The sequence below is a fragment of the Variovorax sp. V93 genome (assembly GCF_041154485.1).
Taxonomy (GTDB): domain Bacteria; phylum Pseudomonadota; class Gammaproteobacteria; order Burkholderiales; family Burkholderiaceae_C; genus Variovorax; species Variovorax beijingensis_A.
Genome location: NZ_AP028670.1, coordinates 863,662 through 890,019 on the forward strand (window position 1 = coordinate 863,662; position 26,358 = coordinate 890,019).

At 67.1% G+C, this 26,358-nt stretch carries 25 protein-coding genes and 1 pseudogene; 13 read left to right on the forward strand and 13 right to left on the reverse strand.

From position 1 onward, the window contains the following. Window positions 1–4: 4 nt before the first annotated feature. The 4 genes from ACAM54_RS30120 to ACAM54_RS30135 are packed head-to-tail and all read right to left on the reverse strand — an operon-like array spanning window position 5 to window position 3,574. The gene (locus tag ACAM54_RS30120) at window positions 5–601 is read right to left on the reverse strand and encodes a 2-dehydro-3-deoxy-6-phosphogalactonate aldolase (RefSeq protein WP_369651302.1); all 597 of its coding nucleotides are present in this window, start codon (window positions 599–601) and stop codon (window positions 5–7) included. Next, window positions 598–1,509 carry a 2-dehydro-3-deoxygalactonokinase gene (locus tag ACAM54_RS30125; protein ID WP_369651301.1) on the reverse strand — a complete coding sequence of 304 codons (912 nt, stop codon included), beginning with the start codon at window positions 1,507–1,509 and terminating at the stop codon, window positions 598–600. Before ACAM54_RS30125 ends, ACAM54_RS30120 begins: the two co-directional genes overlap by 4 nt. Further along, entirely contained in the window at window positions 1,506–2,693 is a 1,188-nt protein-coding gene (locus tag ACAM54_RS30130) for a mandelate racemase/muconate lactonizing enzyme family protein (RefSeq protein ID WP_369651300.1), read from the reverse strand. The genes ACAM54_RS30125 and ACAM54_RS30130 overlap by 4 nt, the downstream gene beginning before the upstream one ends. Next, window positions 2,690–3,574 carry a dihydrodipicolinate synthase family protein gene (locus tag ACAM54_RS30135; RefSeq protein ID WP_369651898.1) on the reverse strand — a complete coding sequence of 295 codons (885 nt, stop codon included), beginning with the start codon at window positions 3,572–3,574 and terminating at the stop codon, window positions 2,690–2,692. The genes ACAM54_RS30130 and ACAM54_RS30135 overlap by 4 nt, the downstream gene beginning before the upstream one ends. Before the next feature lie 227 nt (window positions 3,575–3,801). Between ACAM54_RS30135 and ACAM54_RS30140 the strand changes: the two genes are divergently transcribed. Genes ACAM54_RS30140 through ACAM54_RS30150 form a run of 3 tightly spaced genes read left to right on the forward strand, consistent with a single transcriptional unit; the run spans window position 3,802 to window position 7,023 of the window. Further along, window positions 3,802–5,748, forward strand: a complete 1,947-nt coding sequence (locus ACAM54_RS30140; RefSeq protein ID WP_369651299.1) for an ATP-binding protein — start codon at window positions 3,802–3,804, stop codon at window positions 5,746–5,748. Window positions 5,749–5,757: 9 nt separating this feature from the next. Beyond that, window positions 5,758–6,228, forward strand: a complete 471-nt coding sequence (locus ACAM54_RS30145) for an AAC(3)-I family aminoglycoside N-acetyltransferase (RefSeq protein WP_192325892.1) — start codon at window positions 5,758–5,760, stop codon at window positions 6,226–6,228. Between the two features lie 6 nt (window positions 6,229–6,234). After that, window positions 6,235–7,023, forward strand: a complete 789-nt coding sequence (locus ACAM54_RS30150; protein WP_369651298.1) for a hypothetical protein — start codon at window positions 6,235–6,237, stop codon at window positions 7,021–7,023. 12 nt (window positions 7,024–7,035) lie between these two features. On the opposite strand, the gene ACAM54_RS30155 is transcribed toward ACAM54_RS30150, so the two are convergent. Next, window positions 7,036–7,914: an aldo/keto reductase family oxidoreductase gene (locus ACAM54_RS30155; RefSeq protein ID WP_369651297.1), complete on the reverse strand. Its 879-nt coding sequence runs from the start codon at window positions 7,912–7,914 to the stop codon at window positions 7,036–7,038. A 116-nt stretch (window positions 7,915–8,030) separates the two neighbouring features. Between ACAM54_RS30155 and ACAM54_RS30160 the strand changes: the two genes are divergently transcribed. From ACAM54_RS30160 to ACAM54_RS30170, 3 genes and pseudogenes are all read left to right on the forward strand, one after another. Further along, window positions 8,031–8,927 (forward strand): LysR family transcriptional regulator, encoded by an 897-nt coding sequence (locus ACAM54_RS30160; RefSeq protein WP_192325886.1) that lies wholly within the window; start codon window positions 8,031–8,033, stop codon window positions 8,925–8,927. A gap of 20 nt (window positions 8,928–8,947) precedes the next feature. Continuing rightward, window positions 8,948–9,436, forward strand: a complete 489-nt coding sequence (locus ACAM54_RS30165) for a GNAT family N-acetyltransferase (protein ID WP_192325884.1) — start codon at window positions 8,948–8,950, stop codon at window positions 9,434–9,436. A 190-nt stretch (window positions 9,437–9,626) separates the two neighbouring features. Then, a pseudogene (locus tag ACAM54_RS30170) lies at window positions 9,627–9,728 on the forward strand (TRIC cation channel family protein); the annotation flags it as partial. 58 nt (window positions 9,729–9,786) lie between these two features. Here ACAM54_RS30170 and ACAM54_RS30175 read toward each other — a convergent pair. Further along, on the reverse strand, window positions 9,787–10,278 hold the full coding sequence (locus ACAM54_RS30175; protein ID WP_145747087.1) for a RidA family protein: 492 nt from the start codon (window positions 10,276–10,278) through the stop codon (window positions 9,787–9,789). A gap of 30 nt (window positions 10,279–10,308) precedes the next feature. After that, entirely contained in the window at window positions 10,309–10,725 is a 417-nt protein-coding gene (locus ACAM54_RS30180) for a cupin domain-containing protein (protein ID WP_369651296.1), read from the reverse strand. Window positions 10,726–10,850: 125 nt separating this feature from the next. Between ACAM54_RS30180 and ACAM54_RS30185 the strand changes: the two genes are divergently transcribed. Then, window positions 10,851–12,395 (forward strand): winged helix-turn-helix domain-containing protein, encoded by a 1,545-nt coding sequence (locus ACAM54_RS30185; RefSeq protein ID WP_192325880.1) that lies wholly within the window; start codon window positions 10,851–10,853, stop codon window positions 12,393–12,395. A 428-nt stretch (window positions 12,396–12,823) separates the two neighbouring features. Here the strand turns inward: ACAM54_RS30185 and ACAM54_RS30190 are convergent, their stop codons facing one another. Continuing rightward, on the reverse strand, window positions 12,824–13,621 hold the full coding sequence (locus ACAM54_RS30190; RefSeq protein WP_369651294.1) for a DUF899 domain-containing protein: 798 nt from the start codon (window positions 13,619–13,621) through the stop codon (window positions 12,824–12,826). Between the two features lie 149 nt (window positions 13,622–13,770). On the opposite strand from ACAM54_RS30190, the gene ACAM54_RS30195 reads away from it, so the two are divergent. Beyond that, window positions 13,771–14,751 (forward strand): Bug family tripartite tricarboxylate transporter substrate binding protein, encoded by a 981-nt coding sequence (locus tag ACAM54_RS30195; RefSeq protein WP_369651293.1) that lies wholly within the window; start codon window positions 13,771–13,773, stop codon window positions 14,749–14,751. Window positions 14,752–14,763: 12 nt separating this feature from the next. Here ACAM54_RS30195 and ACAM54_RS30200 read toward each other — a convergent pair whose 3' ends face one another. After that, window positions 14,764–15,237, reverse strand: a complete 474-nt coding sequence (locus ACAM54_RS30200; protein ID WP_307698089.1) for a nucleoside deaminase — start codon at window positions 15,235–15,237, stop codon at window positions 14,764–14,766. A 99-nt stretch (window positions 15,238–15,336) separates the two neighbouring features. Here ACAM54_RS30200 and ACAM54_RS30205 point away from each other — a divergent pair, with 99 nt between their 5' ends. Beyond that, on the forward strand, window positions 15,337–15,609 hold the full coding sequence (locus ACAM54_RS30205) for a hypothetical protein (protein ID WP_369651292.1): 273 nt from the start codon (window positions 15,337–15,339) through the stop codon (window positions 15,607–15,609). A gap of 668 nt (window positions 15,610–16,277) precedes the next feature. On the opposite strand, the gene ACAM54_RS30210 is transcribed toward ACAM54_RS30205, so the two are convergent. Beyond that, a complete protein-coding gene (locus ACAM54_RS30210) occupies window positions 16,278–16,568 on the reverse strand; it encodes a hypothetical protein (RefSeq protein WP_369651291.1) in 291 nt (96 codons plus the stop codon). Between the two features lie 548 nt (window positions 16,569–17,116). On the opposite strand from ACAM54_RS30210, the gene ACAM54_RS30215 reads away from it, so the two are divergent. After that, a complete protein-coding gene (locus tag ACAM54_RS30215; protein WP_369651290.1) occupies window positions 17,117–17,548 on the forward strand; it encodes a hypothetical protein in 432 nt (143 codons plus the stop codon). Window positions 17,549–17,753: 205 nt separating this feature from the next. On the opposite strand, the gene gudD is transcribed toward ACAM54_RS30215, so the two are convergent. Genes gudD through kdgD form a run of 3 tightly spaced genes read right to left on the reverse strand, consistent with a single transcriptional unit; the run spans window position 17,754 to window position 21,057 of the window. Continuing rightward, entirely contained in the window at window positions 17,754–19,109 is a 1,356-nt protein-coding gene (gene gudD / locus ACAM54_RS30220) for a glucarate dehydratase (RefSeq protein WP_369651289.1), read from the reverse strand. Between the two features lie 44 nt (window positions 19,110–19,153). Continuing rightward, complete coding sequence (locus tag ACAM54_RS30225; protein WP_192328805.1) at window positions 19,154–20,116, reverse strand: tripartite tricarboxylate transporter substrate binding protein; 963 nt, start codon at window positions 20,114–20,116, stop codon at window positions 19,154–19,156. Between the two features lie 29 nt (window positions 20,117–20,145). Further along, window positions 20,146–21,057 carry a 5-dehydro-4-deoxyglucarate dehydratase gene (gene kdgD / locus ACAM54_RS30230; protein ID WP_145741964.1) on the reverse strand — a complete coding sequence of 304 codons (912 nt, stop codon included), beginning with the start codon at window positions 21,055–21,057 and terminating at the stop codon, window positions 20,146–20,148. A gap of 295 nt (window positions 21,058–21,352) precedes the next feature. On the opposite strand from kdgD, the gene ACAM54_RS30235 reads away from it, so the two are divergent. From ACAM54_RS30235 to ACAM54_RS30245, 3 genes are read left to right on the forward strand one after another with little or no spacing between them, the layout of a single operon-like run. Further along, entirely contained in the window at window positions 21,353–23,101 is a 1,749-nt protein-coding gene (locus ACAM54_RS30235; protein ID WP_369651288.1) for a PHB depolymerase family esterase, read from the forward strand. 19 nt (window positions 23,102–23,120) lie between these two features. Continuing rightward, window positions 23,121–25,511, forward strand: a complete 2,391-nt coding sequence (locus ACAM54_RS30240; RefSeq protein ID WP_369651287.1) for an MBL fold metallo-hydrolase — start codon at window positions 23,121–23,123, stop codon at window positions 25,509–25,511. Continuing rightward, window positions 25,508–26,347, forward strand: a complete 840-nt coding sequence (locus ACAM54_RS30245) for a tetratricopeptide repeat protein (protein ID WP_369651286.1) — start codon at window positions 25,508–25,510, stop codon at window positions 26,345–26,347. Before ACAM54_RS30240 ends, ACAM54_RS30245 begins: the two co-directional genes overlap by 4 nt. The last annotated feature ends 11 nt before the right edge of the window (window positions 26,348–26,358 follow it).

Genomic DNA, 26,358 nt, shown 5'->3' on the forward strand with positions numbered 1-26,358 from the left:
TCCTTCAGGCCGCCGACCAGCGCGCGATCAGCGCCCTTGCGCGGCGGGCCAGTTCGCCGATCGAAATGCCCGGCGTGTAGAGGCCGGACCCGATGCCGACCCCCGATGCACCGGCCGCCTTGAAGGACCCGATGTTGTCGACGTTGACGCCGCCGACGCTGAACATCGGCGTCCCCGCAGGGAACACCGCGGTCCATGCCTTCAGTGCCGCGGTACCCAGCAGCTCGGAGGGAAAGAGCTTGAGCGCGTCGGCGCCCGCCAGAAGGGCTGCAAAGCCCTCGGTGGGGGTGGCCACGCCGGGCATCGAATACACCCCGCGTGCCTTGGTCCGGCGCACGACGTCGGCGTCGAAGTGGGGCGACAGCACCAGCTGCGCGCCGGCGTCGACGGCGCGATCGACCTGCGCGGCCGTCAGGACGGTGCCTGCGCCGATCTGCAGGCGGTCACCGAATTCGCGCGCGAGAGACGCGATGCCGGCGAACGCCTGCGGCGAATTCAGCGGCACTTCGATGCAGCGAACCCCGCAGGCTTCCAGTGCATGCCCCACCTGGAGCACCTCGTCGGGCGCGATGCCGCGCAAGATGGCAATGACCCCGTTCATGCCATGTCCCTGGCAAGCCCGGCCTCGATGGCGACACGCCACTGCCCTCGCGTGGTCGACCCCTCGCTCGCGCGGCGCGTGTCCACCCCGGCGATGCCGAGCGCGGTTTCGTAGCGGCTGCACAGGTCGTCGTCACCCAGCAAGGTGACGCTGCGCTGCGGCTGCCGCGCGGTCGCGCCCGCGATCTCCAGGCCGATCAGGATGCCCGAGAGATAGTCGGGCAGGCCCTCCGGCTCGATGTCGCCCATGAGCCCCGCGGTGCGCGCTGCGAACACCACGTGCAACGCGTTGCCATGTTGCGCCAGGCCCAGCCTGACGCCGGCATCGAAGGCCTCGGGCCGCGCCGTGCCGAACGCCATGAGCCGGCCGAGGATGCCGTGCTTCGTCAGCAGGCCGTAGAACTCGCCGGTCATGAAGGTCTCGAAGCGGTCGACCTTGCCCTGCTCGCCCAGCCAGGCCCATTTGCTGTGCGTGCCCGGCAGCACGCAGCAGTCGCCGGCCGCAAGGCCTGCGCCCCAGAGCTGGGTTTCCTCGCCGCGCATCACGTCGTGCACACCGTCGATACCGACGCAACGGATGCCGGGCACGATGTGCAGCACCGCGCCGGGCCTGACCTCGACCCGCACCAGCTGCGACGCGGCGGCCGGCAGCCCTGCCGGACAGGCGACGTAGGGCGCCTCCTGCCAGCCTTGGCGGCTGCCGATCATGCCGCTGGCAATCAGGGGCACCGCATGCGTGTCGATCCAGTCGCCGCACAGCGCCAGCAGTGCTTCGGCAAAACGCCGGTCGGGCACGGCCATCACACCGCCGGGTGCGCTGCGGGCTTCGAGGAGGCCGCCATGCGCATCGAGCAGGCTCGCGCGCAGGTTGGAAGTGCCCCAGTCGATGGCGATCAGCGACGCCTTCATTGCGAAGCGCCTTTCTTTCTCAGGAACTGCCAGACTTCCGGGGCGGGCTCGATGCCCAGGCCCGGGCCCTCGGGCAGATGGAAGGCTCCAGCGTCGCAGCGCATCGCGGTCTGGACGTACTTCAGGTTGCGGTCGAAGACCGAGTGCTGGTATTCGTGCATCGGCGCATTGGGCAGCGCTGCCGTGGCGTGCAGGCTGGCGGCCTGGTAGATGCCCAGGCCGATGCTGGCGTGCGGGATCACTTTCATGTGAAAGGCATTGGCCATGCGGCCGATCTGCATGAACTGGCTGATGCCGGTGTGCCCCATCTCGGGCTGCACGATCGACATCGCGCGCCGCTCCAGGCGAGGGCGGTATTCGAAGACCGTGCGCCATTCCTCCCCCAGCGCGAGCGGCACGCGCACGCTCGCACCCACATGGGCCTGGCCCTCGATGTCCTCGGGTTGGCAGGGTGCCTCGACGAAGTAGGGCCTGTAGGGCGCGAGCTGGTCGATGAGCTGCACCGCTTCCTGCGCGGTGAACTTCCAGTGCAGGTCGACCATCAGCCGGACGCCATCGCCCAGGCCCTCGCGCAGCATTCGCATCTCGGCCACGATGCCGTCGAAGGAGACGGCCGCGTGGTACTTGAAGGCATCGAAGCCCCTGGCGACGAAGCCGCGCGCGAGTTCGAGCCGGGCCGCAAGGGTTGCTCCCGGAAGGCCGGACACGTAGGCCGGCACGGTCTCGAGCCGCTGGCCGCCGAGCAGCTTGACCACGGGCTGGCCCAGCAGCTTTCCGAACAGGTCCCACACCGCGATGTCGACCCCTGCGATGGCGTCGACGTAGAAGCCCCCGAAGAAGCCGCGCACGCGCATCAGGTCGTACAGGTCTTCCTGGATCACCACCGCGTCGCGCGGATCACGACCCACGACCACCGGCCCGATCACGTCGTCGATGATGCTCGTGACGGCGTCGGGTGCCACGATGCCGTAGGTCTCGCCCCAGCCGACGGTGCCGTCGTCGGCGGTGATCTTGATCAGCACCGACATGTCGGCCGACGGATAGATCGCGCGATTGCCGCTGCGCACGAGGTAGCCGCGCGCGTTGATCTTCTCGCCGGGCCCCAGAGGCCCGAGGTAGGGCGTGTCGCGCGGCAGCGAGATGATGAAGCTCTCGACCTGCGCGATCTTCGCGAAGCCGGTCATGGCAGCTGGTCCTGCGGCAGCAGCAGGTCCTCGATGTCCGCCAGGAACGCATCGACATCCGCCATGTCGAACGCGTCGAGCAGGGGCCCCGGCATGCGCTGGCGCGTGTCGGCGACGAGGCCGCGCTTCTTGAGCACGTATTTCGTCAGCGACCAGCGAAACACCGCCTGCACGTTCAGCACCGGCAGCATGCGCGTGAAAAGCGTGCGGACCCGATCGGCGTCGCCCTCGCGATGCGCCTTGAAGAGCGCGGTGTGCACCTCCGCCAGCTCGATCGCGGGCATGGTGCCGGCCGCGCCGCGGCGCAGTTCATCCGTGATGTAGCGCCCGCCCGCGCCACCGAAGACACCCAGCAGATTCGGCGGCGCCTTGTCGCGCAATACCGAGAGACGCTGCCCGCTCGGCAGCGTTTCCTCCTTGACATAGCGGATCGACGGAACGGCCGCCAGGACCTCGAGCACCACCTCCGGGTCCAGCCCCGCGCCCACCGGGGGCGGCACGTTCTGCAGCATGAGCGCGACCCCCTCGGCCGCCTGCGCGACCTCGCTGAAGTAGGCGATCTGTTCGGCCGCACCCTTCCGATCCGGCGGCACCGCCACCATCAGCGCCGCCGCGCCGCGTGCGCTTGCCTGGGCCGCGAGGCGCACGGTCGTCGCGGTGTCGCTGCTCGAAACGCCCGCAATCACCGGCACGCGGCCCGCCACCTCGGACAGCACGGCGTCCAGGAGCGATTGCCGCTCGTCGGGCGCGAGCTGACCCACTTCGCTTGCGACACCCGGGTAGGTCATGCCATCGACGCCGCACCGGATCAGATAGTCGACCAGCCTGCGCAGCGAAGCCGCATCAGGCCGCCCCTGGGCATCGAAGGGGGTGGGAAGCACAGGAAATACACCAGTCAAAGAAGGACGCACGGCCATGAAAGTTCTGCAGTTAGTTCCAATGAATGGAAATTATCTTTCTGACAGCCTTCAATGCAATTGGGTACTAACCCCTACGCAGCGCCGGTCTGGGGACGCGCACTGCCTCCCGATGTTCCCGCGGCGCGCGGGAAGTTTGTCTATCTTTTCCATTTAATGGAAAACTTCGTCGGGCACATAATTGTGTCCTGATGAAACCATCCCGCGTTGCCCTTGGCCGGTGGATCGCAACGCTGTGGCTGGCCCTGCTCCTCGCCGTCCTGCCTGGTGCGGGCGCCACCGAGCCCTTGGCAGCGGATGCAGCAGCGCCGCAGAGCCATGGCGCTGTGCACATCACGCGCGCCGAACTGCTGTCCATTCCAGGCATGGGCTATTCCGCCCCGCCGCGGCGCAGCGAGGATGCCGCGCTGCCAAGCGACGGGTGGCAAGCAGTCAGCCTCCCGCGTACGGCCGGACGGGAACTGGTGCCCACATCCGCGGGCGGCGTGCGCACGGTCACCGACTGGTACCGCATCGATCTGTCCGGGTCGGCGCCCTCGGCGCAGCCGCGCCTTCTCTACCTTCCGCGCTGGAAGACCCTGGGCCGCATTGCGGTGTACGGTGACGGCGTGCTGCTGTATCAATCGCAAGGCAGCGCCGTGCACAACGGCTACAACCATCCGCTGCTGCTGCCGCTGAACGCGGCCGCCCACACGCCTTCACCTTCGACCGTGCTGATCCGCGTCGACCGCCTGCGCAGCAGCGGAAGCGGGTTTTCGACGGTGTGGGTGGGCGACCAGGATTCGCTGCGCTGGCGCTACCAGGGCCGCCAATTGCTGCAGGTGCTGCTGCCGTTCATGGGCAGCGCCGCGTTCCTCGCGGTGGGCGCCTTCGCGTTCGCGGTGTGGCTGGTCAAGCGGCGCGAATCGCTCTACCTGCTGTTCTTTGCCATCTCGGCGGCCGCCTTCCTGCGCACGCTGCACTACTTCGTGACCGGCGACCACCTGCTGATGTCGGACGAGTGGTTCGAATGGATCACCGTGGCTTCCCTGCTCTGGCTGATCATCTTCATCCACCTGTTCCTGCAGCGCCTGCATCAACAGCCCTCGCCCTGGCTGACCCGTTCGTCGGTGGGCCTGGCACTGGCGTCGAGCATTGCGACGCTGCCCCATGCGTCCGCGGCGGTACCCAGTCTCTACCTGTTCACGCCGCTGCTCAACCTGGCCGTGCTGCCCATTGCGATGCTGATCTTCGCGGTGAACCTGCGCAAGGCGCTGCGCTCCAAATTCCCCGAGGGGCGACTGGTGGCGGGCTGGGCCGTGCTGGCGCTGGCCTTCACCTCCTATGACGGGCTGCTGCAGAACAACCTGGTGAGCCCGGAGAGCGTCTACACCTCGCCCTACGCCATCATCAGCCTGTTCTTCATCTTCTCGTACATCATGTTCCAGCGGTACACCGGCGCGTTCGCCGAAGTAGCCCGCCTGAACAAGGGCCTGGCCGAGCGCCTGCGGGCGCGCGAAGCCGAGCTGGAGCAAAGCTACCAGCGGCTGCGCGTGATCGAGAACGAGCAGATGCTCGGTGCCGAGCGCCGGCGCCTGATGCAGGACATGCACGACGGGCTCGGTTCGTCGCTGATCAGTGCGATCCGTTCGGTGGAGCAAGGCGCCATGACCGACACCGAGATCTCCGGCGTGCTCAAGGGCTGCATGGACGACCTCAAGCTGGCCATCGATTCCATGGAGAGCGTGGATGCCGACCTGCTGCTGCTGCTGGCGACCCTGCGCTTTCGCCTGGCGCCGCGCATCGAGAGCGCCGGCCTCGCGCTGCGCTGGGACGTGCAGTCCGTGCCCGCGCTGCCCTGGCTGGACCCGGGCAGCGCGCTGCACATCCTGCGCATCATGCAGGAGTGCGTGGCCAATGTGCTGCGCCACACGCGGGCCACCATCATCCGCTTCAGCACCGCGACCGAGGGCCAGGGCGTCTGCGTGATGATCGAGGACAACGGCTCGGGCTTTGCCGTGGAGGAGGCCCTGCGCCAAAGCGGCCGCGGCCTGCGCAACCAGCAGCGGCGCGCAGGGGCCATCGGTGGCACGGTGCGCTGGGAGTCCGGCAGTGACGGAACGCGCTTCACGCTCTGGCTGCCGCTTCTTCGTTGCTAGGATTGCGCCATGTCCAGCTACACAGTCCAGCAGCTCTCGGCTGACGACGGGGCACTGATGAATGCGCTTCTCGGCGTTTTCGGCGAGGCCTTCGGCGATCCGGATACCTACGGCACCCGCCGCCCTCGCCCCGCCTACCTCCGGCAGTTGCTGGGCAGCGGCTATTTCATTGCGCTGGTGGCGCGCGAGGGATCGCAGGTCATCGGCGGCCTCGCGGCCTACGAGCTGAAGAAGTTCGAGCAGGAGCGCAGCGAGATCTACATCTACGACCTGGCCGTGGCCGCCGAGCACCGGCGCACAGGCGTGGCGACGGCGCTGATCCGCGAGCTCCAGCGCATCGGCGCCGAGCGCGGGGCCTGCGTGATCTTCGTCCAGGCCGATCCACCCGATGCGCCGGCGGTCGCCCTGTACGCGAAGCTCGGCGTGCGCGAAGACGTGCTGCATTTCGACATCCCGGTGCCGACGGCGCAGGCGTCCTGAGATCCAGTGGCTCTCACACGCGACAACTGGCCCGACCGGGCAGCCGTCCAGGCCTCGCTGGCAGCCCGCTTCACGCTGCCACCCCTGCCCGCGCCGGTCCAGGACTGGTTCGCGTGGTGCCGCCGCATGGGGACCCAATCTCTCGTGCTGAAGCAACCGGGCTGGCGCGAGGATTCGGAGGGCGTGCTCACCGGTTCGGGCGCTGTCGACGTGCCCAGCCTCATGGCAGAAATGGAAGGCTACCGTTTCATCCTGAACCAGAAAGCCAGCACGCCCGAACATCTGGTGTGGAGCGACGCCGTGGATGCGGGCCAGTGGCAGGCGCACTGGGTGGTCCTGCAGAACGCGGATGGCGATCCCTTGATCGGCGACATCAGCCAGCCCGAAGTGCCGGTGCTGTGGGACTGGCACGGGAGCGGGCGCTGGTCGCCGCAGCCGCTGTTCCCGAATCTCCAGATGCTGATGGAGCGCATCGAGGTGCATGCGCCGCCTTCGCTGCCGAGCGACGATTCGCCGACGGTCTTCCGCACGGTGCATCTGACGGACCTGGGCAGCGAGCCCTTGCGGGTCCTGACGGCGCTCAAGTCGCATCCGCACTACAGGCATCTCGCGGGTGCAAGCCTGCTGAAGCTCAAGCATCAGCTGCCGCTGAAGCTGCTCGACGACAGCGTCAGCCTGGCCCTGAAGGACAACCTTGTCCACCGCTTCGAGGCGCTGGGCGCCCGAGTGGAAGTGACCGAGCGGATCCACCGGCGCGCCGACGGGAATGCGCAGCACCTGGCGCCGTCGGACTGACGCCCGGTGCCCTCACCCGGCCGCGGAAGCCGCCACGCGGTCCAGCGCGTCCATCGCATCGTCCGGCAGCTCCAGCTTCACCGCGGCCAGGTTCTCGCGCAGGTGCCCGACCGAGGAGGTGCCCGGAATCAGCAGGATGTTGGGCGAGCGGCGCAGCAGCCAGGCGAGCGCCACCTGCATCGGCGTGGCACCGAGGCGCTGCGCCACGCCGGAGAGCCCGGAAGACTGCAGCGGGGTGAAGCCGCCGAGCGGGAAGAACGGAACGTAGGGAATGCCGTCGCGTGCCAGCTCGTCGATCAGCGCGTCGTCGCCGCGGTGCACGAGGTTGTACTGGTTCTGGACACAGGCGATGCGGCAGATGCGGCGGCCTTCGGCCACCTGCGCGGGCGTCGCGTTGCTCAGGCCGACATGGCGCACGAGCCCCTGGCGCTGCAGCTCGGCCAGCGCCGTGAGCGGTGCCTCGATCGATCCCTCGGCCGGGCCGTGCACGTCGAACATGACACGCAGGTTGACGACCTCCAGGACGTCGAGGCCGAGGTTGCGCAGGTTGTCGTGCACCGCCTGCCTCAGTTCCTCGGGCGAGAACGCCGGCAGCCAGGCGCCGGTGTCGCTGCGCCGCGCGCCAATCTTGGTGACGATGGCGAGGTCCTTCGGGTACGGCGCGAGCGCTTCGCGGATGATCTGGTTGGTGACGTGCGGGCCGTAGAAGTCGCTGGTGTCGATGTGGTCGACGCCATTCGCGACCGCTTCGCGCAGCACGGCCACGGCGGCCTCGCGGTCCCTGGGCGGGCCGAACACGCCGGGGCCGGCGATCTGCATGGCGCCGTAGCCGAGCCGATGGACGGTGCGGTCGCCGAGGATGTAGGTGCTGGCGGTTTGCGTGCTGGACATGGTGTCTTTCCTGAAGCGCTGGAGTGATGGAGCGGGGTCGTGAAGCGCAGTCTAGGCAGCGCTTCGCTGCTTGATAACCCACCATAATCGGCACGGGCTGTGCGGAATTCCAAACAATGAACGTCGACCTCGGGGATCTGAACGCCTTCGTGGCGGTGGCGGGGGCCAAGGGCTTTCGCGAGGGCGCGCGCCTGAGCGGCACCAGCGCATCGGGCCTGAGCGAGGCGGTGCGCCGGCTGGAGGCCGAGCTCGGCGTGCGGCTGCTTCACCGTACGACGCGCAGCGTTCGGCCCACGGAAGCGGGAGAACGCCTGCTCGAGCGGCTGAGGCCCGCGCTCAATGAAGTCGAGGCGGCGCTCGACGTGGTGAACGGCTTTCGCGACCGGCCGGCCGGCACGCTCAAGCTCAACGTGCCGATCAGCGCCGCGCGGCTCGTGCTGCCGTCGATCGTGCCGCGCTTCCTGGCCGCCTATCCCGACATCTCGCTCGAAGTGATTGCCGAGGACGGATTTGTCGATGTGCTGGCAGCCGGCTGCGATGCCGGCATCCGCTACGACGAACGGCTCGAGCAGGACATGGTCGCCGTGCCGATCGGCCCGCGCTTCCAGCGCTTCGCCGTGGCCGCCGCGCCCTCCTATCTCGATCGCCACGGCCGGCCGGAGCATCCGCGCGACCTGCTCGGCCACGCCTGCCTGCGCGGGCGCTTTGCCAGCGGGTCGATGCCGCTGTGGGAGTTCGAGCGCGACGGCGAAACCTTGCGCGTCGACGTGACCGGGCGGCTGATCGTGCGCATCGGCTCGTCGGCCGATCTGGCGGTGGACGCGGCGATCGCCGGCACCGGCGTGATCTACCTGTTCGAAGACTGGCTGCGGCCCCACTTCGACAGCGGCGCGCTCGAGCCGATCCTCGAACCGTGGTGGCCGCGCTTCTCGGGCCCGTTCCTCTACTACCCCGGCCGCCGGCTGCTGCCGGCGCCGCTGCGGGCATTCGTGGATTTCATTCAGGGCGCGTAAGGACGACGCATTCACCATCCATGAACATCGAGCAAGCACGCGCCTCGGACGCGCACGAGATCGCCTCCGTCCTGCAGGAGGCCGCGCAATGGCTCTCCGACGGCGGCAGAGCACTGTGGTCAGGTGCGGAGATCGGCCACGAGCGCGTTCTGCGAGACGCGAGCTCGGGGTTGTTCCATGTCGCACGCGAAGGCGGGCAGTTGGCCGGCGTGATGAAGTTCGAACTGGAGGATCCCGTCTTCTGGCCCGAGATCGCGCCTGGCACCTCGGCCTTCGTTCACAAGCTGGCCGTCCGCCGGGCGTGGGCGAAGAAGGGCGTGTCGACCGAGCTGCTGACGTTTGCCAGTGCACGCGCCCGGGCTCTCGGCCGGCCATACCTTCGCCTGGACTGCGTCGCGGACCGGCCCGGGCTGCGAAATCTCTATGAGCACTTCGGCTTCGCGCTGCACAGCATCATCCAGAAGGGCGCCGTCTCGTTCGCGCGGTACGAGCTGCAGACGACACAATAGCTGCGGCAACAGGGCGGAGGCCTGGTCGCCAACGAGCGCCTGGTCGGCAAGCTCAAGGCGAGCCAGGACGAGGCGCTGCAAGACAGGCTGGGCACCGCGAGCGGGCTGGCCGCCGAAGGAACCGACAACGCGGCGGCGATGGCGGTCCTCGTCGAACGCGCCGCCCAGCGGCTGCGCTGACGGGATGGCCATGCTGCTGTACCTGCTCGATCTCGCCGGCATCGCGGTGTTTGCCATCAGCGGCGTGCTGGCGGCGGGCCACGCGGGCCTCGACTGGCTGGGCGTGATGGTGGGGCTTCCAGCAAGTAACCCGCCCTTGCAATAACTTGGAAAGGCCGCTTCCTGGGCTTTCAGCAGTCGCCTCCGTCGATCTCGACCTCGGCCTCGCAGTTCACCGGCGCGTTCAGCGGAATGACCATTCCGATCGACGAGCGCGCATGGGCGCCGACCTCCGGGCCGAAGAGTTCGAGGATCAGGTCGGAGTAGCCGTTGGTGACGCGCGGCGTCTCGTAGAAGCCGGGCGCTACGTTGACCATCGCGAACACCCGCAGCCAGGCGGTGATGCGATCCAGGTCGCCCAGGGCGCGCTGCAGGCTGGCCAGATGCGCCAGCGCGACCAGGCGTGCCGCGGCATAGCCCTGCTCGGGCGAAACCTCGGCGCCCACCTTGCCCAGCGGGCCGGCCAGGCGGCCGTCCGCCTGCAGCGGCACCTGCCCGGACACGAAGGCCCTTCGGCCGCGCACCCGCACCCATTCGAAAGGCAGCCTCAGCCCGGGCGGCGCCTGCAGCGGCCGAGGCAGCTGCAGGCCCATCGCGGCGATCCTGGTTTCGATGATTGCCATGTCCATCTCCTCGAAGTTCGACCGAGCTCCTCAAGGCACCAGCGCGTCGAGTTCCGGAAGCAGGAGCACGCTCTCCTGCGCCGCCGCTTCGTTGCGCGCGCCGACGAACACGGCCGGCGTGCTGCCTCGATTCACCGCCACGTGGGGCATGCCGGCCGGGATGTACAGATAGTCCCCCGGCCGCGCCACGTCGCGCCGCTCCAGCCGCGGGCCGGTCCACAGCTCGACCTCCTCGCCGCTGACCATGTAGTGGGCCGACTCGTGCCGCTCATGCGCATGCGCCTTCGTGCGCTCGCCCGCCGGCAGGGTGACCATGCCGAGGAACAGCGAGGTGGCGCCGGTGGCCTCGGCGCTCACGCCGGGCGCGTAGCGCGAACCCTGGGTGCTCGTGTAGGGAGCCGAGCCACGCACGACGAATCGGGCTTCGGTGGAAGTGTGGGCGTCCATGGCGTGTCTCCTTGTCATTTGCGGGCAACTCGTCCATAGCGGGACAATGAAGCCTCGGGGCCGGCATGTCACTGAAGCCGCGGCGAAATCTTGCGAAATCCTGCGAAACGAGCCATCCATCCACCATGACGAAGCGCTTCTCGTTCGGCCCCTTCCTGCTCGACAGCGCGCGCGGCACGCTCACGCGCGACGGCGCGGCACTCGCCGTGGGCCAGCGCGGGCTGCACATCCTGCTGGCGTTGCTCGAAGCGGGCGGCGAGCCGGTGTCCAAGGCCGAGCTGATGCGCCTGGCGTGGCCCGGGCTGGTGGTGGAGGACAGCAACCTTTCGGTGCAGGTCACTGCCTTGCGAAAGCTGCTCGGCACGCCGCCGGCCGGCGAGGCGGAATGGATCGTCACCGTGCCGCGCCTGGGGTACCGGCTGCCCGCCGTCTCGGCGGTCGAGGACACGCAGCTCGCGCCCCTCGAGCATGGCGAGCCCGACCGCGGCGGCCGGCCCGGCATCGCGGTGCTGCCATTCACCCATCTGGGCGACGACCCCGCGCAGGAATATCTTGCCGACGGAGTGACCGAGGCGCTCATCACCGCGCTCACGCGTTTTCGCTGGTTCTCGGTGACCGGCCGCAATGCGAGCCAGGTCTACAAGCTCAAGCGGGTCGACAGCCGCACGGCCGCCGCCGAGCTGGCCGTGCGCTACCTGGTGGAGGGATCGGTGCGCAAGTCGGGTGCGCGCGTGCGCATCTCGACGCAGTTGGTCGACGCGCCGAGCGGCGGCTGTCTCTGGGCGGACCGGCAGGACTTCGCCGACGCCGACATGTTCGAGGTGCAGGACGCCATCGCACTGCAGGTGGCCGGCGCCATCGAGCCCGAGCTGCTCAGGAACGCCGGCGCACTGGCGGCGCGCCGGCGCAGCGGCAGCGTCAGCGGCTGGGACCTCGTGGCCCGGGGCTCCTGGCTGTTCCACCACGTCACGAAGCCCACCCACCTGAAAGCGAGAGAGCTGTTCCGGCAGGCCAGCCAGATCGACGCCGAGCTCACCGAGGCGCGCCTGTGGCTCGGGCGCGTCAACGCCGGCCTCGTCGCCTATGGCTGGAGCGACGATCCGGCGGCGGACCTGCGCGAGGGCCACGCCGCCGCACTCGAGGCCGTGCAGCTCGACGAGAAGAACCCCTACGCGCACTACGCGCTGGCGATCGTCGCCGTCTACGCGGACGACTTTGCGCTCGCCCTGCGCAGTGCGCAGAAAGCCGTCGAGCTGAGCCCCAGCTTTGCACTGGGCCACCTCGTGCACGGCATGGCAGCCCTGTATTCGGGCCATGCCGGGCTTGCGGTGCAGTCCCTGGCGCATGGCCTGCGGCTGAACCGCTACGACCCGCAGAACTTCGTCTGGTACAACGTGCTGGCGCTCGCCTTCCTGTTCGACAACAAGCCCGAGGACGCACTGCAGCGCGCACTGGCCGCGCTTCAAGTCCGGCCCGCCTGGCGTCCGGCGATGCGCACCCTGGCCGCGGCCAACGCCGCATTGGGCCTTGACGAAGCGGCAGCCGCGTGGACCCGGCACTGGTCGCAAGCACCGACGACGACCGCCGATGCGCTGCAGCCGCTGTGGCGATGCAACCCCCGCTGGGCGGAGGACATGCGCCGCCTGCTTCATGAGCCCGGCGAGGTGTGAAGCTCCAATAGCTTGTATCCGGTGTTCATCCGGATGGGGTTTGAGAGACTGGAAGTCGCCAAACACCCAATCCACCCAGGACGCCCAACCGCATGAACACCCATCAGCATGCCCGCCTTGCCTTTGCCCGCCGAATCGAGACGGTCAAGCAGATGACTTTGGCTGTTCGTGGCCATCGCCGATCACGCACGCATCGCCTTCACGGCCATGCATCCGGATGAGAAGAAGCGAGTTCCAGACTCTGTGACCAGAAACAGTCTAAGTCGTTGATTCGCAAGGATCGGCGATACAGGTTCAAGCGGGAGATCGACAGTTAGTTGCCGAGGAGCGGCGACTGCCGGCACTCATGGCCATTCTGATCGGCACCATGACCGGCACCGCCGGCGGCGGTGTGAGCGTCCGCCGCCCGGCGAAGCCACCGCTGCGGCTCATCGCTTCGCGTTCAGGCTCTGCTCGCGGAACGCCGCTTCGCCGGCGGTGGAGATCTCGACCCACTTCTTGTCGGGCACGGCCTCTTCGGCGTAGTTGTCGTGCCAGTTCCACCACTTGTAGGTGGGCGTCTGGGGATAGCCCTCGGGCGAGTCTTCCCACACCTCCTGCCGGCCCAGCGGCGTGATGTCGAGGTAGTTCCAGGTGTTGCCCATCTGCTCGTCGCCGCGGTTGTTGAGGAAGTAGGTGCGGAACACGCGGTCGCCGGCGTCGCGGTAGAACACGTTGGTGCCGTGCCATTCGTGCACGCCGAAGTCGGCGTCGAAGCTGTCGGTGAGCGTGAACCACGGGATCTCCCAGCCCATGCGCGCCTTCAGCCGCGCAATGTCCGCCTGCGGCGCACGCGAGACGAAGACGAGGGTGGTGTCGCGGGCGTTCAGGTGGGCGACATGGGCGACCTGGTCGGCCACCATGGAGCAGCCGCGGCAGGCGTGGTCGGGCCAGCCGAACACGCCGGGCTCGAAGAAGGCGCGATAGACGATCAGCTGGCGCCGGCCGTCGAACAGCCCGGGCAGGCTGACCTTGCCTGCGGGTCCTTCGAAGGCGTAGGCCTTGTCCACGGCCATCCACGGCATGCGCCGCCGCTCGGCGGCCAGCGCGTCGCGCGCGCGGGTCTGGGCCTTTTCCTTCACGAGCAGCTGCTGGCGGGCCGCTTCCCACGCGTGGGGCGAAACGACCGGTGGCGTGTGCATGGCGGGCTGGCCGCCCTTCTGTGCGTTCTCGGTGGAAGTCGTCATGGCTTGAATCTCCTGGTTGGGCGAGAAGAAAAGTCTGGCACCGGGCGTCGAGCGGCGGGAGTAACAAGTTTGGCGGGATTGCTGCTTTCCGCGTCGGGCCCGGTTCCTGCTATCCGGTGGTTTCCCCATCGCCAGCAGAGGACAACGCCATGACCACCAGCTTTCGCTCCACCCGCCGCACTGCGCTGCACATGCTCGCGGCAGGCGCCGCCTCGCTCGCCCTCCCCGCCTTCGCGCAATGGCCCGACAAGCCGATCAAGATCATCGTGACCTTTCCGCCGGGCGGCTCCAGCGACGTGCTGGCGCGCCTGCTGGCGGAACAGCTGTCGAAGAAGCTGGGGCAGCCCGTGGTCGTGGACAACAAGCCCGGCGCGGGCGGCACCATCGGCGGCGCGCAGGTGGCCGCGGCCGCACCCGACGGCTACACGCTGATGCTCTCGAACACCACGCCGATCGCGCTCGGCCCCTTCACGCTCGACAAGCAGCCCTACGATCCGGTGGCGGCCTTCAGCCACATCGCCTACCTGGGCGCCGCGCCGCTGGTCATCATGGCCAGCAAGCCGTCGGGGTTCAAGAGCTACGCGGATTTCGAGGCGGCCGGACGCAAGGACGGCCGCATGGACTTCGGCTCGGGCGGCCCCGGTTCGATCGGCCACATCCACGGCGAGCTGCTCAAGAAGATCACCGGAATCAACATGGTGCACGTGCCCTATCGCGGAGGCGCACCGATGACCACCGACCTGATCGCCAACACCATTCCGGTGGGCATCGACGTCATCACCGCGTACGTGCCCTTCTTCAAGAGCGGACAGCTGGTGCCGCTGGCCGTGACCGGCGCCCAGCGCTCGCCGCTGATGCCGGACGTGCCAAGCATCGCTGAACTCAAGCAGCCGAAGCTGGTGCTCGAGAACTTCTTCGGCCTGTCCGGACCGGCCAGGCTGCCGGAGGACGTGGTGGCGCGGCTCAACGCGGCCTGCAACGAGGTGCTCGTGATGCCCGAGATCCAGAAGAAGCTCACCGAACTGGGCATCGTGGCCAAGCCCGAGACCGTCGCCGCATTCAACGGCTTCGTGAAGGAGCAGGTGAACGTGCTGGGCCCGACGGTCAAGGGCGCGGGGATCAAGCTCTAGCCAGGCAGGCCCTCAGCGCTTGCGCGGCGCCGCCCAGGCGGCCAGCACCTCGGTGGCTTCATCGGCCAGGTGCTGCTGCGCCGGCATCTTGCGCAGGGCCAGCGGCGCGCCCGCTTCCGCCCGGAGATCGTCCACGTCGATCGGGTGGCGAGCCGCGGCCGGCAGCCCGTCGAAGGCCTGGCCCGCCTGTTCCATGGAGGCGGCGTAGAAGAGTTCGCGGATGCCGGCGATGCGCATCGCCGCCACGCACAAGGCGCATGGCTCGCACGAGGTGTACAGGTCACAGCCGGCAAGGTCGACGCTGCGCAGCCGCCTGCAGGCATCGCGGATCGCCTCGACTTCGCCGTGCGAGGTCGGATCGAAGTTCGCCACCGAGTGGTTGAGCCCCTCGCCAACGACCTGCCCGTCCTTCACGACCACGGCCCCGAACGGCTCGGTGCCCGGCGTTTCGAGGGCCTTGGCCGAAAGCGCCAGCGCCCGCCTCATGAAAGTTTCCTGGTACATCGCCTTCCTTCTCCTCGTGTGGGATGGCAACTTCAATGCGAGGCTGCCAGCCAGGCTGATTTGCTCGATTCAAGGCGCAGCTTGCAGTGGATCGAGGTGCAGTACAAGATGGTTCGCAGACTCGCCCGCGACAGCGTCAAGCGGATTGAGTCGGTCGAAGATCTCGCTCGTGCACGGCTGATGGTCTCGCGCACCCGCCCGACGGCCTGGGCCGACTGGGCCAGTTGCAGCGGCCATTCGAAACTGGCGTTGCACGTCGACGAGTCTTTCGACCATTTCTATCTGCTCATCCAGGGCGCCCGCTGTGGCTTGGGCCTGGCCAACGTGCCGCGCATGCTTGTCCGTGACATCTGACGAGCGGCACGTTGGTGGCGCCGCTTGCATTTGTGCGCGGTCCGAACCGGCTGTCGATCTGGGTTGCGCCTCACCTCAGCCGCCGACCGGATGTGGTCAAGCTGGTTGACTGGCTGCACGACGAATTGCGTGGGACGGAGCCGTAACTCGCCGTCCTCGGTACGACTGGCCATGCAGGCGGTCAGGTTCCTTTTTTTCTCGGATCGCGCGTGCCGCCGCATGCGCGCGGGAAGCGGGAAGCGGGAATCACGCGACTTGATCGTTGAATTCCGCCGATCTCTGACCCTATGGCAATTGCACTGGCAGATCGGCACCAAACCGATTTGATTCGCACTGCCTATCAGCCGCGCTTCGCCGTGCAAGTTCGAGTCACTTGCATCGCCTGCGCCAACCACCGATAACCACAGGCACGTAGACGCCCGGTTATCGGCAATTGGGCATAAAAATCTTCACGCCACCTGCCAGCATCCAACGCCCGACCCCCTATCGCGACGGCCCGGATAGCGCAGGTTGAACTTCACCTCCGAGACGCTGGTGGTGCCTGGGTTCGGTGTTGTCTCCAGGTTGGCGAATCGGTCTTCGCCGTCGTCCGCTTGTCTTCCCCGAGCACGCTATAGCACCACTGCCAGACCGCTTGACCATTCTGGCTGGTCAGGCTAGCGGCGTCCTTACTGCAGCTCCGATACCGTCCACGGCTCTACATTCGTATCAACCACCACCTTGATGAACTTGCGCCCGTCACCGGTCTTGGCCCAGTAGGTGAAATACGACCTTGAACCTGCCATTCGAAAGCCGGTGAGCATCGCTGTGTCAATCGTCTTGTACTTGGTTTGCATGGCAGGGGTGGCAATCAGGTACTCCCGCGCCAGTTCCGCCTCACGCGAAGTCGCCGCTGCGTACCAGGTGAATGCAAAGCCGCCAACGCCCAATAGGACCATTGCGAGGATTGGCCATTTCATCCGTCTTTTCATCTGCGTCCGCTCGATTGATAGATAGAACCTTGAATGCCGATAGAGCCCCCGATCGAAGCTCCTGTGCGTCCGCCCGGCTCGTAGCCAATGTTGCCCTTCAGGCTCGGATCGTTGTACTGCGACCCTCTGCCAAAATCATACCCACGGCTGCCATCGGCCTGCCCGCTGATGCCTGCTCCTGCGATGCCCAAGGAGCCACCAACTGTGGCCGATATTCCAAGCGTCGCACCGCCTGGCCCAGGAGCAGCTTTCGCGCCTCCTGGGCGCCCGGCGAGCGGATCGTATGAAGCACCGCCGCCCAAGCCGACCCCCCATTTGCAACTCATGAAACCTTGGCCCGTGTTGGGATCAAAATTTGCTTCAGGGACCTGAAGACGTGATCCAGTTGTACTGGACCGCCTGCATGGACGCCAAGTTCTGGTTGGGAACCAAGAGAGCCGTGAGCTTTTATCCGGAGAACTTGGTCTAGTCCGAATGCAGAATGGTCCGGCGATTTTGCGGATCCTGGGCCATTCGAATCGGCAGAGACGTCGAAATTGACCACCGCCGAAGTGTTTGCGGTCGATGGCAGTTCAACAACGTCGATGCCGATCAGCATCATCGGCAACCTCTTCCGATCGGCATTGCTCGCCGACGGCAGTGTCTTGGCGCTGGCGGACGGCAGCACCACCGCGTTGCGTTTCCACCCGGCGACGTCGACATGGACGACGAGCACCTTCAGGGCAACACGCGCGCTGCTCGGCCTCACAGTCCTGGCAGACGGCCGCGTGCTGCTGGCCGGCGGCAGCAACCTGAATACAGCAGAAGTGTTCAACCCCGGCTTCGACGTCTGGACAACAGCGGGACCGATGGCAAATGTACGCCGGGCTGCGTCGGCGGTCTTGCTGGATGACGGTCGCGTGCTGGCTGTCGGCGGATTTTCGAACACCGCTGGCGAAGTGGACGCCTCGGAGATTTACTTGCCTTGAGCAGTTGCTTGCTGGAGGCGTCATTGGAAGATGACCGAAGGACGCGAGAGACACGCGCGACCATCCAGGTGAGCGATCACCGTGTTGACTGCTCTGGTGAATCCGCGGGCCGGATCGAATCGCGGGTCGACAAGAACACAGGTCGAACCGGTGCCGAAGCCCAGCGCGGCGGTCCCCACGGCGGGGTCTGCCGCGGCGAACAGGCTCAGCGCACCATGCAGGGCCGCTTGTTGTCAAAGCTCCAATTGGGGATCAGGTATTGCATCGCCTGCGCATCGTTGCGCGCACCCAGGCCGTGCTTCAGGTACAGCTGGTGCGCCTTCTCGACCTCGTCCATGTCGAGCTCCACGCCCAGCCCGCCGCGCGTGGGCACCTTCACGAACCCGCCCTCGATCTGCAGCGGCGCCTTGGTCAGGCGCTGGCCGTCCTGCCAGATCCAGTGCGTGTCGATGGCCGTGACCTTGCCCGGCGCGGCCGCCGCCACGTGCGTGAACATGGCCAAGGACACATCGAAGTGGTTGTTCGAATGCGAGCCCCAGGTCAGGCCCCAGGCCTGGCACAGCTGGGCCACGCGCACCGAGCCCTGCATCGTCCAGAAGTGCGGGTCGGCCAGCGGGATGTCGACCGACTGCAGCGAGAGGCTGTGCACCATCTCGCGCCAGTCGGTGGCGACCATGTTGGTGGCGGTCGGCAGGCCCGTGGCGCGGCGGAACTCGGCCATCACCTCGCGGCCGGAGAACACGCCTTCGGCGCCGCAGGGGTCTTCGGCATAGGCCATGACGCCGTGCAGGTCGCGGCACAAACGGATCGCATCGGCCAGCAGCCAGCCGCCGTTCGGGTCGAGCGTGACGCGCGCCTTGGGAAAGCGCTCGTGCAGCGCGCGGATGGCTTCGACTTCTTCCTCGCCGCGCAGCACACCGCCCTTGAGCTTGAAGTCGGTGAAGCCGTAGCGCGCATGCGTGGCCTCGGCCAGGCGCACGATGGCTTCGGGCGTCATGGCTTCTTCGTGGCGCAGGCGGAACCAGTCGTCGGCGGCGCCGGGGTCGCTCTCGTAGGGCAGGTCGGTCCTGGTGCGGTCGCCCACGTAGAACAGGTAGCCGAGCATCTGCACGGCGTCGCGCTGCTGGCCTTCGCCGAGCAGTGCGGCCACCGGCACTTCGAGGTGCTGGCCCAGCAGGTCGAGCAAGGCCGCCTCCACCGCCGTGACCGCATGGATGGTCACGCGCAGGTCGAAGGTCTGCTGGCCGCGGCCTGCGCTGTCGCGGTTGGCGAAAGCGCTGCGCATGGCGTTGAGCACGGCGTTGTGGCGGCCGAGGGGCTGGCCCACGATGAGGCCGCGCGCATCCTCGAGGGTCTGGCGGATCTTCTCGCCGCCGGGCACTTCGCCGACGCCGGTGTGGCCCGCGCTGTCGGTCAGGATCAGCAGGTTGCGCGTGAAGAACGGGCCGTGCGCGCCGCTCAGGTTCATGAGCATGCTGTCGTGGCCTGCGACGGGCACCACGCGCATGGCGGTGACGACGGGGCTGGAGAATGAAAGAGAGGAGGACTGAAGTGTCGTCATGGGCTCAGTGAAGGAGAAGGGTCCGCGGCGCGGACCCGTGGCTGTCAATCGGCGGTGATCTTGCGTGTCTCGATGAGCGTCTTCCAGCGGGTCCACTCGCGGGCCTGGAAGGCGGTGAACTCGGCGGGCGTGCTGGCGACGATCTCGAGGCCCTGCTCCACCATGCGCTTCTTCACCTCCGGGTCGTTGATGGCGGCAATGGCGGCCGCGGCCAGCTTCTCCTTGACGGCCGGCGGCAGGCCCTTCGGCGCCGCGAGACCTTGCCAGGAATAGACCTCGGCCCCCTTCACACCGGCCTCGGCCAGCGTCGGCACATTGGGCAGAACGGGGGAGCGCTTGTCGCCCGTCACGGCGATGGCGTGGAGCTTGCCGGCCTTGATGTGCTGGAGCACGGCATTGACGTTCTGGAACGAGAAGTTCACCTGGTTGCCCAGCAGGTCGTTGATCGCAGGTGCGCCGCCCTTGTAGGGAATGTGGAGTCCCTCGGTCTGGGTCTGCTGCCAGAAGACCTCGGCAGACAGGTGGTCCGACGAACCGTTGCCCGAGCTCGCGAAGCTCACCTTGCCCGGGTTCGCCTTCAGCTCGGCAATCACTTCGGCCACGGTGCGTGCCTTCTGGCCGGGGCTGGCGACCAGCACGTTCGGCGCCTGGACCGGGACGCTGATGTAGTCGAAATCCTTGGTCGCGTCGTAGGGCACGCTCTTCTGCAGGTGCGGCGTCACGACGAAGGCACCGAGCGAGGAGACCAGCAGGGTATAGCCATCCGGCGCCGCGCGCTTCACGAAACCGGCGCCGATCGTGCCCGTGGCGCCCGGCTTGTTGTCGACGAGGAAGGTCTGTCCCAACTTGGTCTGCATCTGCAAGGCCATCGCGCGCGCCACCATGTCGGTCGATCCGCCCGCCGGGAATGGCACGACGATGGTCACGGGCTTTTCGGGCCAGTTCGTCGCTTGCGCGAAAGCGGCCATCGAAACCGAGCAGGCCAATGCAATCAAGAGTTTTTTCATGAGGTCTCCGTTGGACGAATGGAAGGGCGTTACTGCGGGCCGAGCGCGTCGATCAGCACCTTGAGCTGTTCCATCTCGGCGGGCTTGAGGTCGGTGAGCGGTGCGCGCACCGGGCCGGCGTCGTGGCCGACGATCTTCGCGCCGGCCTTGACGATGCTCACCGCATAGCCCGGCACGCGGTTGCGCAGTTCCAGGTAGGGCATGAAGAAGTTCTTCAGCAGGCGGTGCTGCGTGGGCAGGTCGTCGGCGGCAACGGCCTGGTAGAAATCCATCGCGGTCTTCGGGATGAAGTTGAAGACGGCCGACGAATACACCGGCGTGCCCAGCGCCTTGTAGGCCGCGGCATAGACCTCGGCCGTGGGCAGCCCGCCCAGGTAGGCGAAGCGATCGCCCATCTTCTGGTAGATGGCCACCATGGCCTCGATGTCGCCCACGCCGTCCTTGAAGCCCACGAGGTTCGGGTTGCGCTCGGCCAGCGCGGCCAGCGTCTCGGGCTTGAGGCGGCTGGTGGCGCGGTTGTAGACGATCACGCCGAACTTCACGCTCTTGCACACGGCTTCCACGTGCGCGGCCAGGCCTTCCTGGCCGGCTTCGGTCAGGTAGTGCGGCAGCAGCAGGATGCCGTGCGCGCCGGCCTTCTCGGCCGCCTGCGCGCACTGGATCGCAAAGCGCGTGGGGCCGCCGGCGCCCGCAATGATGGGCACCACGCCGCGGCAGGTGTCGACCGCGGTCTGGATGATGCCGGGGTACTCGTCGCCGGTCAGCGAGAAGAACTCGCCGGTGCCGCCGGCCGCGAACAGCGCGCTCGCGCCGTAGGGAGCGAGCCATTCGAGACGCTGCTCGTAGCCCTTCTTGTTGAAGTCGCCGTTCGCGTCGAAGTCGGTCAACGGGAACGAGAGCAGGCCGGAGCCCATGATGGATTTGAGTTCTTGAGGGTTCATGAGGAAAGCGCCCCAGGCGGAGCGGGGATGTGCCTGACAAGAGATGCTCGCGCGGCGACGGGCCGTGCGATCTGCGCAGCGAATGTTAACGTTAACAGTCAATTTGCCTCTTGGGACTAACCCCAACCTGCCTGGCGAGCGCCAAGTGCGCACCTCTGCCCTCGCTTCCGCTGGGAAAACAAACCCTCCCTGCCGGGTTTATCCGAATGAACGATCAATTTGGTTGCGCTAACAATTCAATTTGTTAACGATAACTATCCCGCACCGAGGGCGGGCAATCCACAGGAGACAAGGCATGAAGAAATTCACGATGCTGGCGGCTGCATCGGTCGTGGCCGCAGGATGCGGTGGCGGCGGGTCGAACGGATACGCCTTCATTCCAGCCCCCGCGGCACCTCCGCCAGCCCAGGCGACGGTGACCGACGACTGCGCCGCCGTGCCGGGCGCGGCAGCAGCGGCTCCCTCTTCGGCAGCACTTCCCCTCGTCCTGCAGACGATCAAGGTCAACGGCGAGGACCGCCAGTATTACGAGTACGCGCCGCGCGACGTCGCTGCCCTTCGCGACCAGGATGCCAGGGGCGTGGAAGTGGTCGTCTCATTGCACCGGGCGGGGCAGTCCGCGGAGGACAACGCCCGTCTCACGGGCTGGCCCACGCTCGCGGAAGAGAAGGGCTTCGTCGCGATCTTTCCGGTGGCCAAGCCGACGGGCTGGAACACGGCCAAGGACACGGCCCGCTCCGACGATCACGCGTTCATCGTCGCAGCGGCCGCAGCCGTGCGCACGCGCTACGGGCTTCCATCGACGATGTCCACTTTCCTGACCGGCGCAGGATCCGGCGGCGTCATGGCGCAGGAGCTCGCCATGCGCGAACTCGGCGTCATGGCCACCGGCGTCGCGTCGTTCGGCGCCGCCGCCGAACCGGCAACGCTCAATCTCCCCGCGGAAAGTCTGCCCAGGACCGCGATGGCGGTCTGGCAATTCCAGTGCGGCGCCGATCCATTTGCCAAGCAGACGGGCTTCTGGCGGCAGGCGAACGCAACGGATGCGCAAAACCAGCAGGCAGTTGGCGACCTTCCGACGGTGACGGATTTCGTGAAGGACAACCCGGTCCAGCAAGTCAGGCTGTCACGGCTCGACCGACCGGCGGAATCGCCCGCGATCTCGAGGCTGGTGTGGGAAGAGCTGTTCGGCAAGGTGGTGCGCTTCCCGGACAACAAGTCCTACAACGGAACGCTGCATGCGGAAAAGAGCATTGCGGACATGGGGCTCACGGAAACGATCAAGAGCCTGCGCCCCGGCGAGCCGCGGCGCTGGTTGACCTACGTCCCTCCGCAATACCAGAAGCTGGTGGCGGAAGGAAAGAAGCTTCCGCTCCTGTTCTCTTTTCACGGCCGCAATGGGTCGGCACGCTTCCAGGCGGAGATTTCGGAATGGCACGACGTGGCGCGCGACGAGGGCTTCATCGTCGTGTATCCGCATGGTCTCAAGGCGACCTGGACGACATCGATCGATGCAGACAATCCCGACGTCCAGTTCTTCCTCGACCTGCTCGATGAGATGAAGAGGACCTACCAGATCGACGATGGCCGTGTCTTCCTGAACGGATCGTCGCAGGGCACCGCGCTCACGAACCGCATCGCCGTGCAATACCCGCAGCTGTTCGCGGCGATCGCGCCTTGCTACTCGGGGCACCTCTCGGCCGCCAGCTATGCGAATCCCATTGTGCGGACCGATATCGCACTGCCGGTGTGGCAATGCCGGGGGGAGCAGGAACTGCCGAGCGAATTCCCCGGGGGCACCGCGGGCGAGACCGCCGCGAGGACGTTCTGGCGCGAAACCGTCAACCAGAACTTCTCCTCGCCGGCCATCGCGATCGACGGGCGGCGCACGACCGAGATCTGGAACAGCGGACGCGCGGAGTACCGCTGGCAGATCACCTCGGACATCGGCCATGCGTGGCATCCGGGCCAGGCCCGAAAGATGTGGAACGAGATGCTGAAGCGCTATCGGCGCAACCCCGACGGCTCCCTGGAACGCCTCTGAAGCCCACCTGAGACCCATCATGAAAACAGTCCTGAACCAACGGCGCATCTTTCCTGCGCTCCTCGCATCCTTGCTGGTGCTCGGCTGCGGCGGAAGCGACTCGCGCGGCAACGGTGGTATTTCGATCCCTGGCCAGCTCCCGGGCCAGATCCCGGGCGCAGGACCTGAGAACCCGCCGGAGCCACCTGCTGCGCCGGTCTTCAGGGCCGCCGGCCTGGTGTACGGCACACCCGCCGCAACCTCGGACGACAAGGGCAACGACACCATCAGCATCCCGGTGCTCACCCAGAGCGGCGCCAGAAGCCTGTCGGTTGCCGTTCCCACTGCGAAGACGGCCGCCCTCCTCGCCAGCCTCGCGCCCGGCAACCTGGTGGACTGGATACCCGGCAGCGATGCCGGCACGGTGGCCGTTCCGGCCGGCACCACGCCGGTCTTCAACGTCATCCTCGCGAAGGGCAAATCGACCGCCGCCCAGTTCAACCTGAAGAAATACGGCGCCGCAGTCAGCCGGAACGACAACGCGCCCGGACCGATGGTCGCGGCGGGCTGGGTCTACGACAAGACGGGAGCCACCATCACCGTGGGCGACGGCCACACCCTGACGGCGGACCAGGCCGGCCGGCCCTATGCGCAGCCGATCAGGCGCTACGAGGAGACCTATGCGGTCTCGCCCGATGTGAAGGTGTTCAACGTCAACACCGCCGACTATGCGAAGAGCGCCGTTTCCGACTTCGCTTCGATTCCGGTCACTGCCAGCTACGACTACGGCACCACGTCGCGCCAGAGCGCCTATCTGCTTTTCGACAACAACTACCTCGCGGCCGATACGGCCAAGGTGGTCGCGATCTGGTACTTCACGCCGCCATCGACCACGGACGGCAAGCCGGTGTGGGACGTGCCCACGCTCAGCACCATGCTGGACGACAAGGGCAGCGATCCTGTCTCCGGTCAGCCCTACAGCAAGATCAACGCGACCTCGCCGTCGTCGGCGCCGTACTCCCGCAGCACCGAGCCGTTCGAGATGGTGAAGAACACGATGTACTACGTGGGGGACAACGAAGTCGCCTCGTACCTGCTCAAGGCCGACATGGGCACGCCCAACGATCCGTCGGACGACAAGGTGATCAAGGTCGATGCCGGATGGCCCAACAGCGGCTACCAGTACTGGAAGAACATGGAGCTCGTCGGCGTCGATCCGCGATCGGTCACCGACATCTGGCTGACGCATGGCCACAGCGACCATTACGGCACGGTCGTCGAGCAGCTCAGGATGATGGACAACGCCGGCAAGCCGATCGCGCTCTGGGCGTCGAAGGAAGATGCCGTGGGCGTCACGTCCGACCTGCAGGGCAACGCCTGGAACATCACGGGGGCGCTGCCGGCCAGCGAGACCGTGATCCGCGAGCGCATCTCCCATTCGTACGAATACGACAAGTGGTACGACTACGGCAACGTGAAGATCATGGTGATCTGGTCGCCGGGCCACACACCGGGCAGCACCAACATGCTGTTCAAGGTGAAGAACCCCGGCGACGGCAAGTTCTACACCTTCGGCTACCACGGGGGCTACGGCTTCAATGGCCTCAACAGCCCGACCGCCGCCAATGGCTGGCTGCGCCTGTCGTTCCAGCATGGCTTCAGCTACCTGCAGAACACGCTCGATGTGGACTTCGTGGCGCCGCAGCACACCAACCAGTTCCCCATCGTCGAGGTCTACCAGGCGCTGAAGGCCTACAACCGCGACCCGGCGAACGCGGGCGCCCCGCTGACCATGCTCGATGCGATGCGCTCGAAGGTGTTCGATTCGCCCGCCGTCGGCGGCGTGAACATCACCGGCGAGTTCTCCAACCAGTTGGAGAAGCGCCGCTCGGTGGCGTCCTACGCGGCGAGCGACGCCGCGAATGCGACGTACAAGAGCATCGAGACCTCCGGTCCCTTCAAGCCCGGCCGCGAAGCCGGCCTGACCTCCGTGTCGGCCAGGATCCTGGACGACGGGAAAATCATCCAGGGCTTCGTGGGTCCGCAGAACAAGAACCCGAAGCTCCCCCTGCTGGCGAACGGCATCACGACCTCGACGGACCAGTACGTGAACGATCCGGGCGGCTACTACGTGCAGGTCGCCATCGACGTGCAGGACACGGTCTACAAGGGCTACATCCCCGAGGGCTTCACGCAGTTCAGTCCGGGCCTGGGGACCACCATCACCTACAAGGGCGGCCCGGTCGAGTCCGTTCATGCGGACAAAGGCAGCTTCCATCCGCCGGAGTACCTGCGCACGCAGCGCCTGGGCTCGCTGGCCGACGCGCAGGCCGTGCTCGCCACCATCGCCAAGGGACAGACGAAGACCATCTCGCTCACCCGGGCGAGCGAGATCGTCGTGCCGGCCATCGTCACCCAGACCTTCCAATGAAGCGGGGCCGCTGTGCGAGGAAGGCGGCCCGCCTCCTTCCTGCCCTCCTCGCGCTCTGCCTCGCCGTTCCTGGTTGTGCCGCGGCGGCGCAACCGGATGATCCCGAAGCGCAATACGAGCTGGCACGGCGATACGGCAACGGCGCGGGGGTGCCGATGGACAGGGAACAGGCGTTCAAGCTCTACGCGGCCTCCGCCGCCCAGGGCTTTGCGAAGGCGGAGTATGAGCTCGCCAACCACTACCGCGGCCAAACGGGCCGGGCACTGGACCTGGCCATGGCATCCGGCTATCTCGAACGGTCGGCGCGGCACGGGTACGCACCGGCCCAGGCCGACCTGGGCTTCGTCTACTTCAACGGAAACGGCAGCACGCCCAGGGACCTCGCGAAATCATTCCACTGGTTCAAGCGCGCCGCGGACGGCGGCGCCGTGATCGCGCAATGCATGGTGGCCGACTTCTACAAGCAGGGGCTGGGCGGCGTCGAGCGAAACCCTCGCGAGGCATTCAGGTGGTACCGGCTGACCGCGACCCGCGCCGACCGATGCGCCGCCAAGTCTCAGTATGAGCTGTACGCAAGCTATGCCTCGGGCAGTGGCGTCCGCAAGAACCTGCCCGCGGCCATGGCTTGGTTGAAGCGCGCAGCGGAAGCCGGCAACCCCCAGGCTCAACGTGCCCTGGGCCTGGCTTACGAGAACGGTGCTGGCGTCGAGCGCAACCCGGTGCTCGCGCGCACGTGGCTCAAGAGATCCCGCGAAGGGGTCGCACCGCACGATGACCATGCGCACGAGGACGAACCGAAGCCGGGGCGCGTCCCCGCCCCGGGGCACGCCCACTGAGGTGCGCCAGC

What these genes read in the sequence shown, in the direction of transcription:
- gudD (WP_369651289.1), bottom strand. Translation starts at nt 19,109, where the DNA reads ATGACGACACTTCAGTCCTCCTCTCTTTCATTCTCCAGCCCCGTCGTC.
- ACAM54_RS30130 (WP_369651300.1), bottom strand. Translation starts at nt 2,693, where the DNA reads ATGACCGGCTTCGCGAAGATCGCGCAGGTCGAGAGCTTCATCATCTCG.
- ACAM54_RS30125 (WP_369651301.1), bottom strand. Translation starts at nt 1,509, where the DNA reads ATGAAGGCGTCGCTGATCGCCATCGACTGGGGCACTTCCAACCTGCGC.
- ACAM54_RS30195 (WP_369651293.1), top strand. Translation starts at nt 13,771, where the DNA reads ATGACCACCAGCTTTCGCTCCACCCGCCGCACTGCGCTGCACATGCTC.
- ACAM54_RS30190 (WP_369651294.1), bottom strand. Translation starts at nt 13,621, where the DNA reads ATGACGACTTCCACCGAGAACGCACAGAAGGGCGGCCAGCCCGCCATG.
- ACAM54_RS30245 (WP_369651286.1), top strand. Translation starts at nt 25,508, where the DNA reads ATGAAGCGGGGCCGCTGTGCGAGGAAGGCGGCCCGCCTCCTTCCTGCC.
- ACAM54_RS30165 (WP_192325884.1), top strand. Translation starts at nt 8,948, where the DNA reads ATGAACATCGAGCAAGCACGCGCCTCGGACGCGCACGAGATCGCCTCC.
- ACAM54_RS30200 (WP_307698089.1), bottom strand. Translation starts at nt 15,237, where the DNA reads ATGAGGCGGGCGCTGGCGCTTTCGGCCAAGGCCCTCGAAACGCCGGGC.
- ACAM54_RS30175 (WP_145747087.1), bottom strand. Translation starts at nt 10,278, where the DNA reads ATGGCAATCATCGAAACCAGGATCGCCGCGATGGGCCTGCAGCTGCCT.
- ACAM54_RS30120 (WP_369651302.1), bottom strand. Translation starts at nt 601, where the DNA reads ATGAACGGGGTCATTGCCATCTTGCGCGGCATCGCGCCCGACGAGGTG.
- ACAM54_RS30155 (WP_369651297.1), bottom strand. Translation starts at nt 7,914, where the DNA reads ATGTCCAGCACGCAAACCGCCAGCACCTACATCCTCGGCGACCGCACC.
- ACAM54_RS30145 (WP_192325892.1), top strand. Translation starts at nt 5,758, where the DNA reads ATGTCCAGCTACACAGTCCAGCAGCTCTCGGCTGACGACGGGGCACTG.
- ACAM54_RS30160 (WP_192325886.1), top strand. Translation starts at nt 8,031, where the DNA reads ATGAACGTCGACCTCGGGGATCTGAACGCCTTCGTGGCGGTGGCGGGG.
- ACAM54_RS30180 (WP_369651296.1), bottom strand. Translation starts at nt 10,725, where the DNA reads ATGGACGCCCACACTTCCACCGAAGCCCGATTCGTCGTGCGTGGCTCG.
- ACAM54_RS30185 (WP_192325880.1), top strand. Translation starts at nt 10,851, where the DNA reads ATGACGAAGCGCTTCTCGTTCGGCCCCTTCCTGCTCGACAGCGCGCGC.
- ACAM54_RS30140 (WP_369651299.1), top strand. Translation starts at nt 3,802, where the DNA reads ATGAAACCATCCCGCGTTGCCCTTGGCCGGTGGATCGCAACGCTGTGG.
- ACAM54_RS30210 (WP_369651291.1), bottom strand. Translation starts at nt 16,568, where the DNA reads ATGAAATGGCCAATCCTCGCAATGGTCCTATTGGGCGTTGGCGGCTTT.
- ACAM54_RS30235 (WP_369651288.1), top strand. Translation starts at nt 21,353, where the DNA reads ATGAAGAAATTCACGATGCTGGCGGCTGCATCGGTCGTGGCCGCAGGA.
- kdgD (WP_145741964.1), bottom strand. Translation starts at nt 21,057, where the DNA reads ATGAACCCTCAAGAACTCAAATCCATCATGGGCTCCGGCCTGCTCTCG.
- ACAM54_RS30225 (WP_192328805.1), bottom strand. Translation starts at nt 20,116, where the DNA reads ATGAAAAAACTCTTGATTGCATTGGCCTGCTCGGTTTCGATGGCCGCT.
- ACAM54_RS30240 (WP_369651287.1), top strand. Translation starts at nt 23,121, where the DNA reads ATGAAAACAGTCCTGAACCAACGGCGCATCTTTCCTGCGCTCCTCGCA.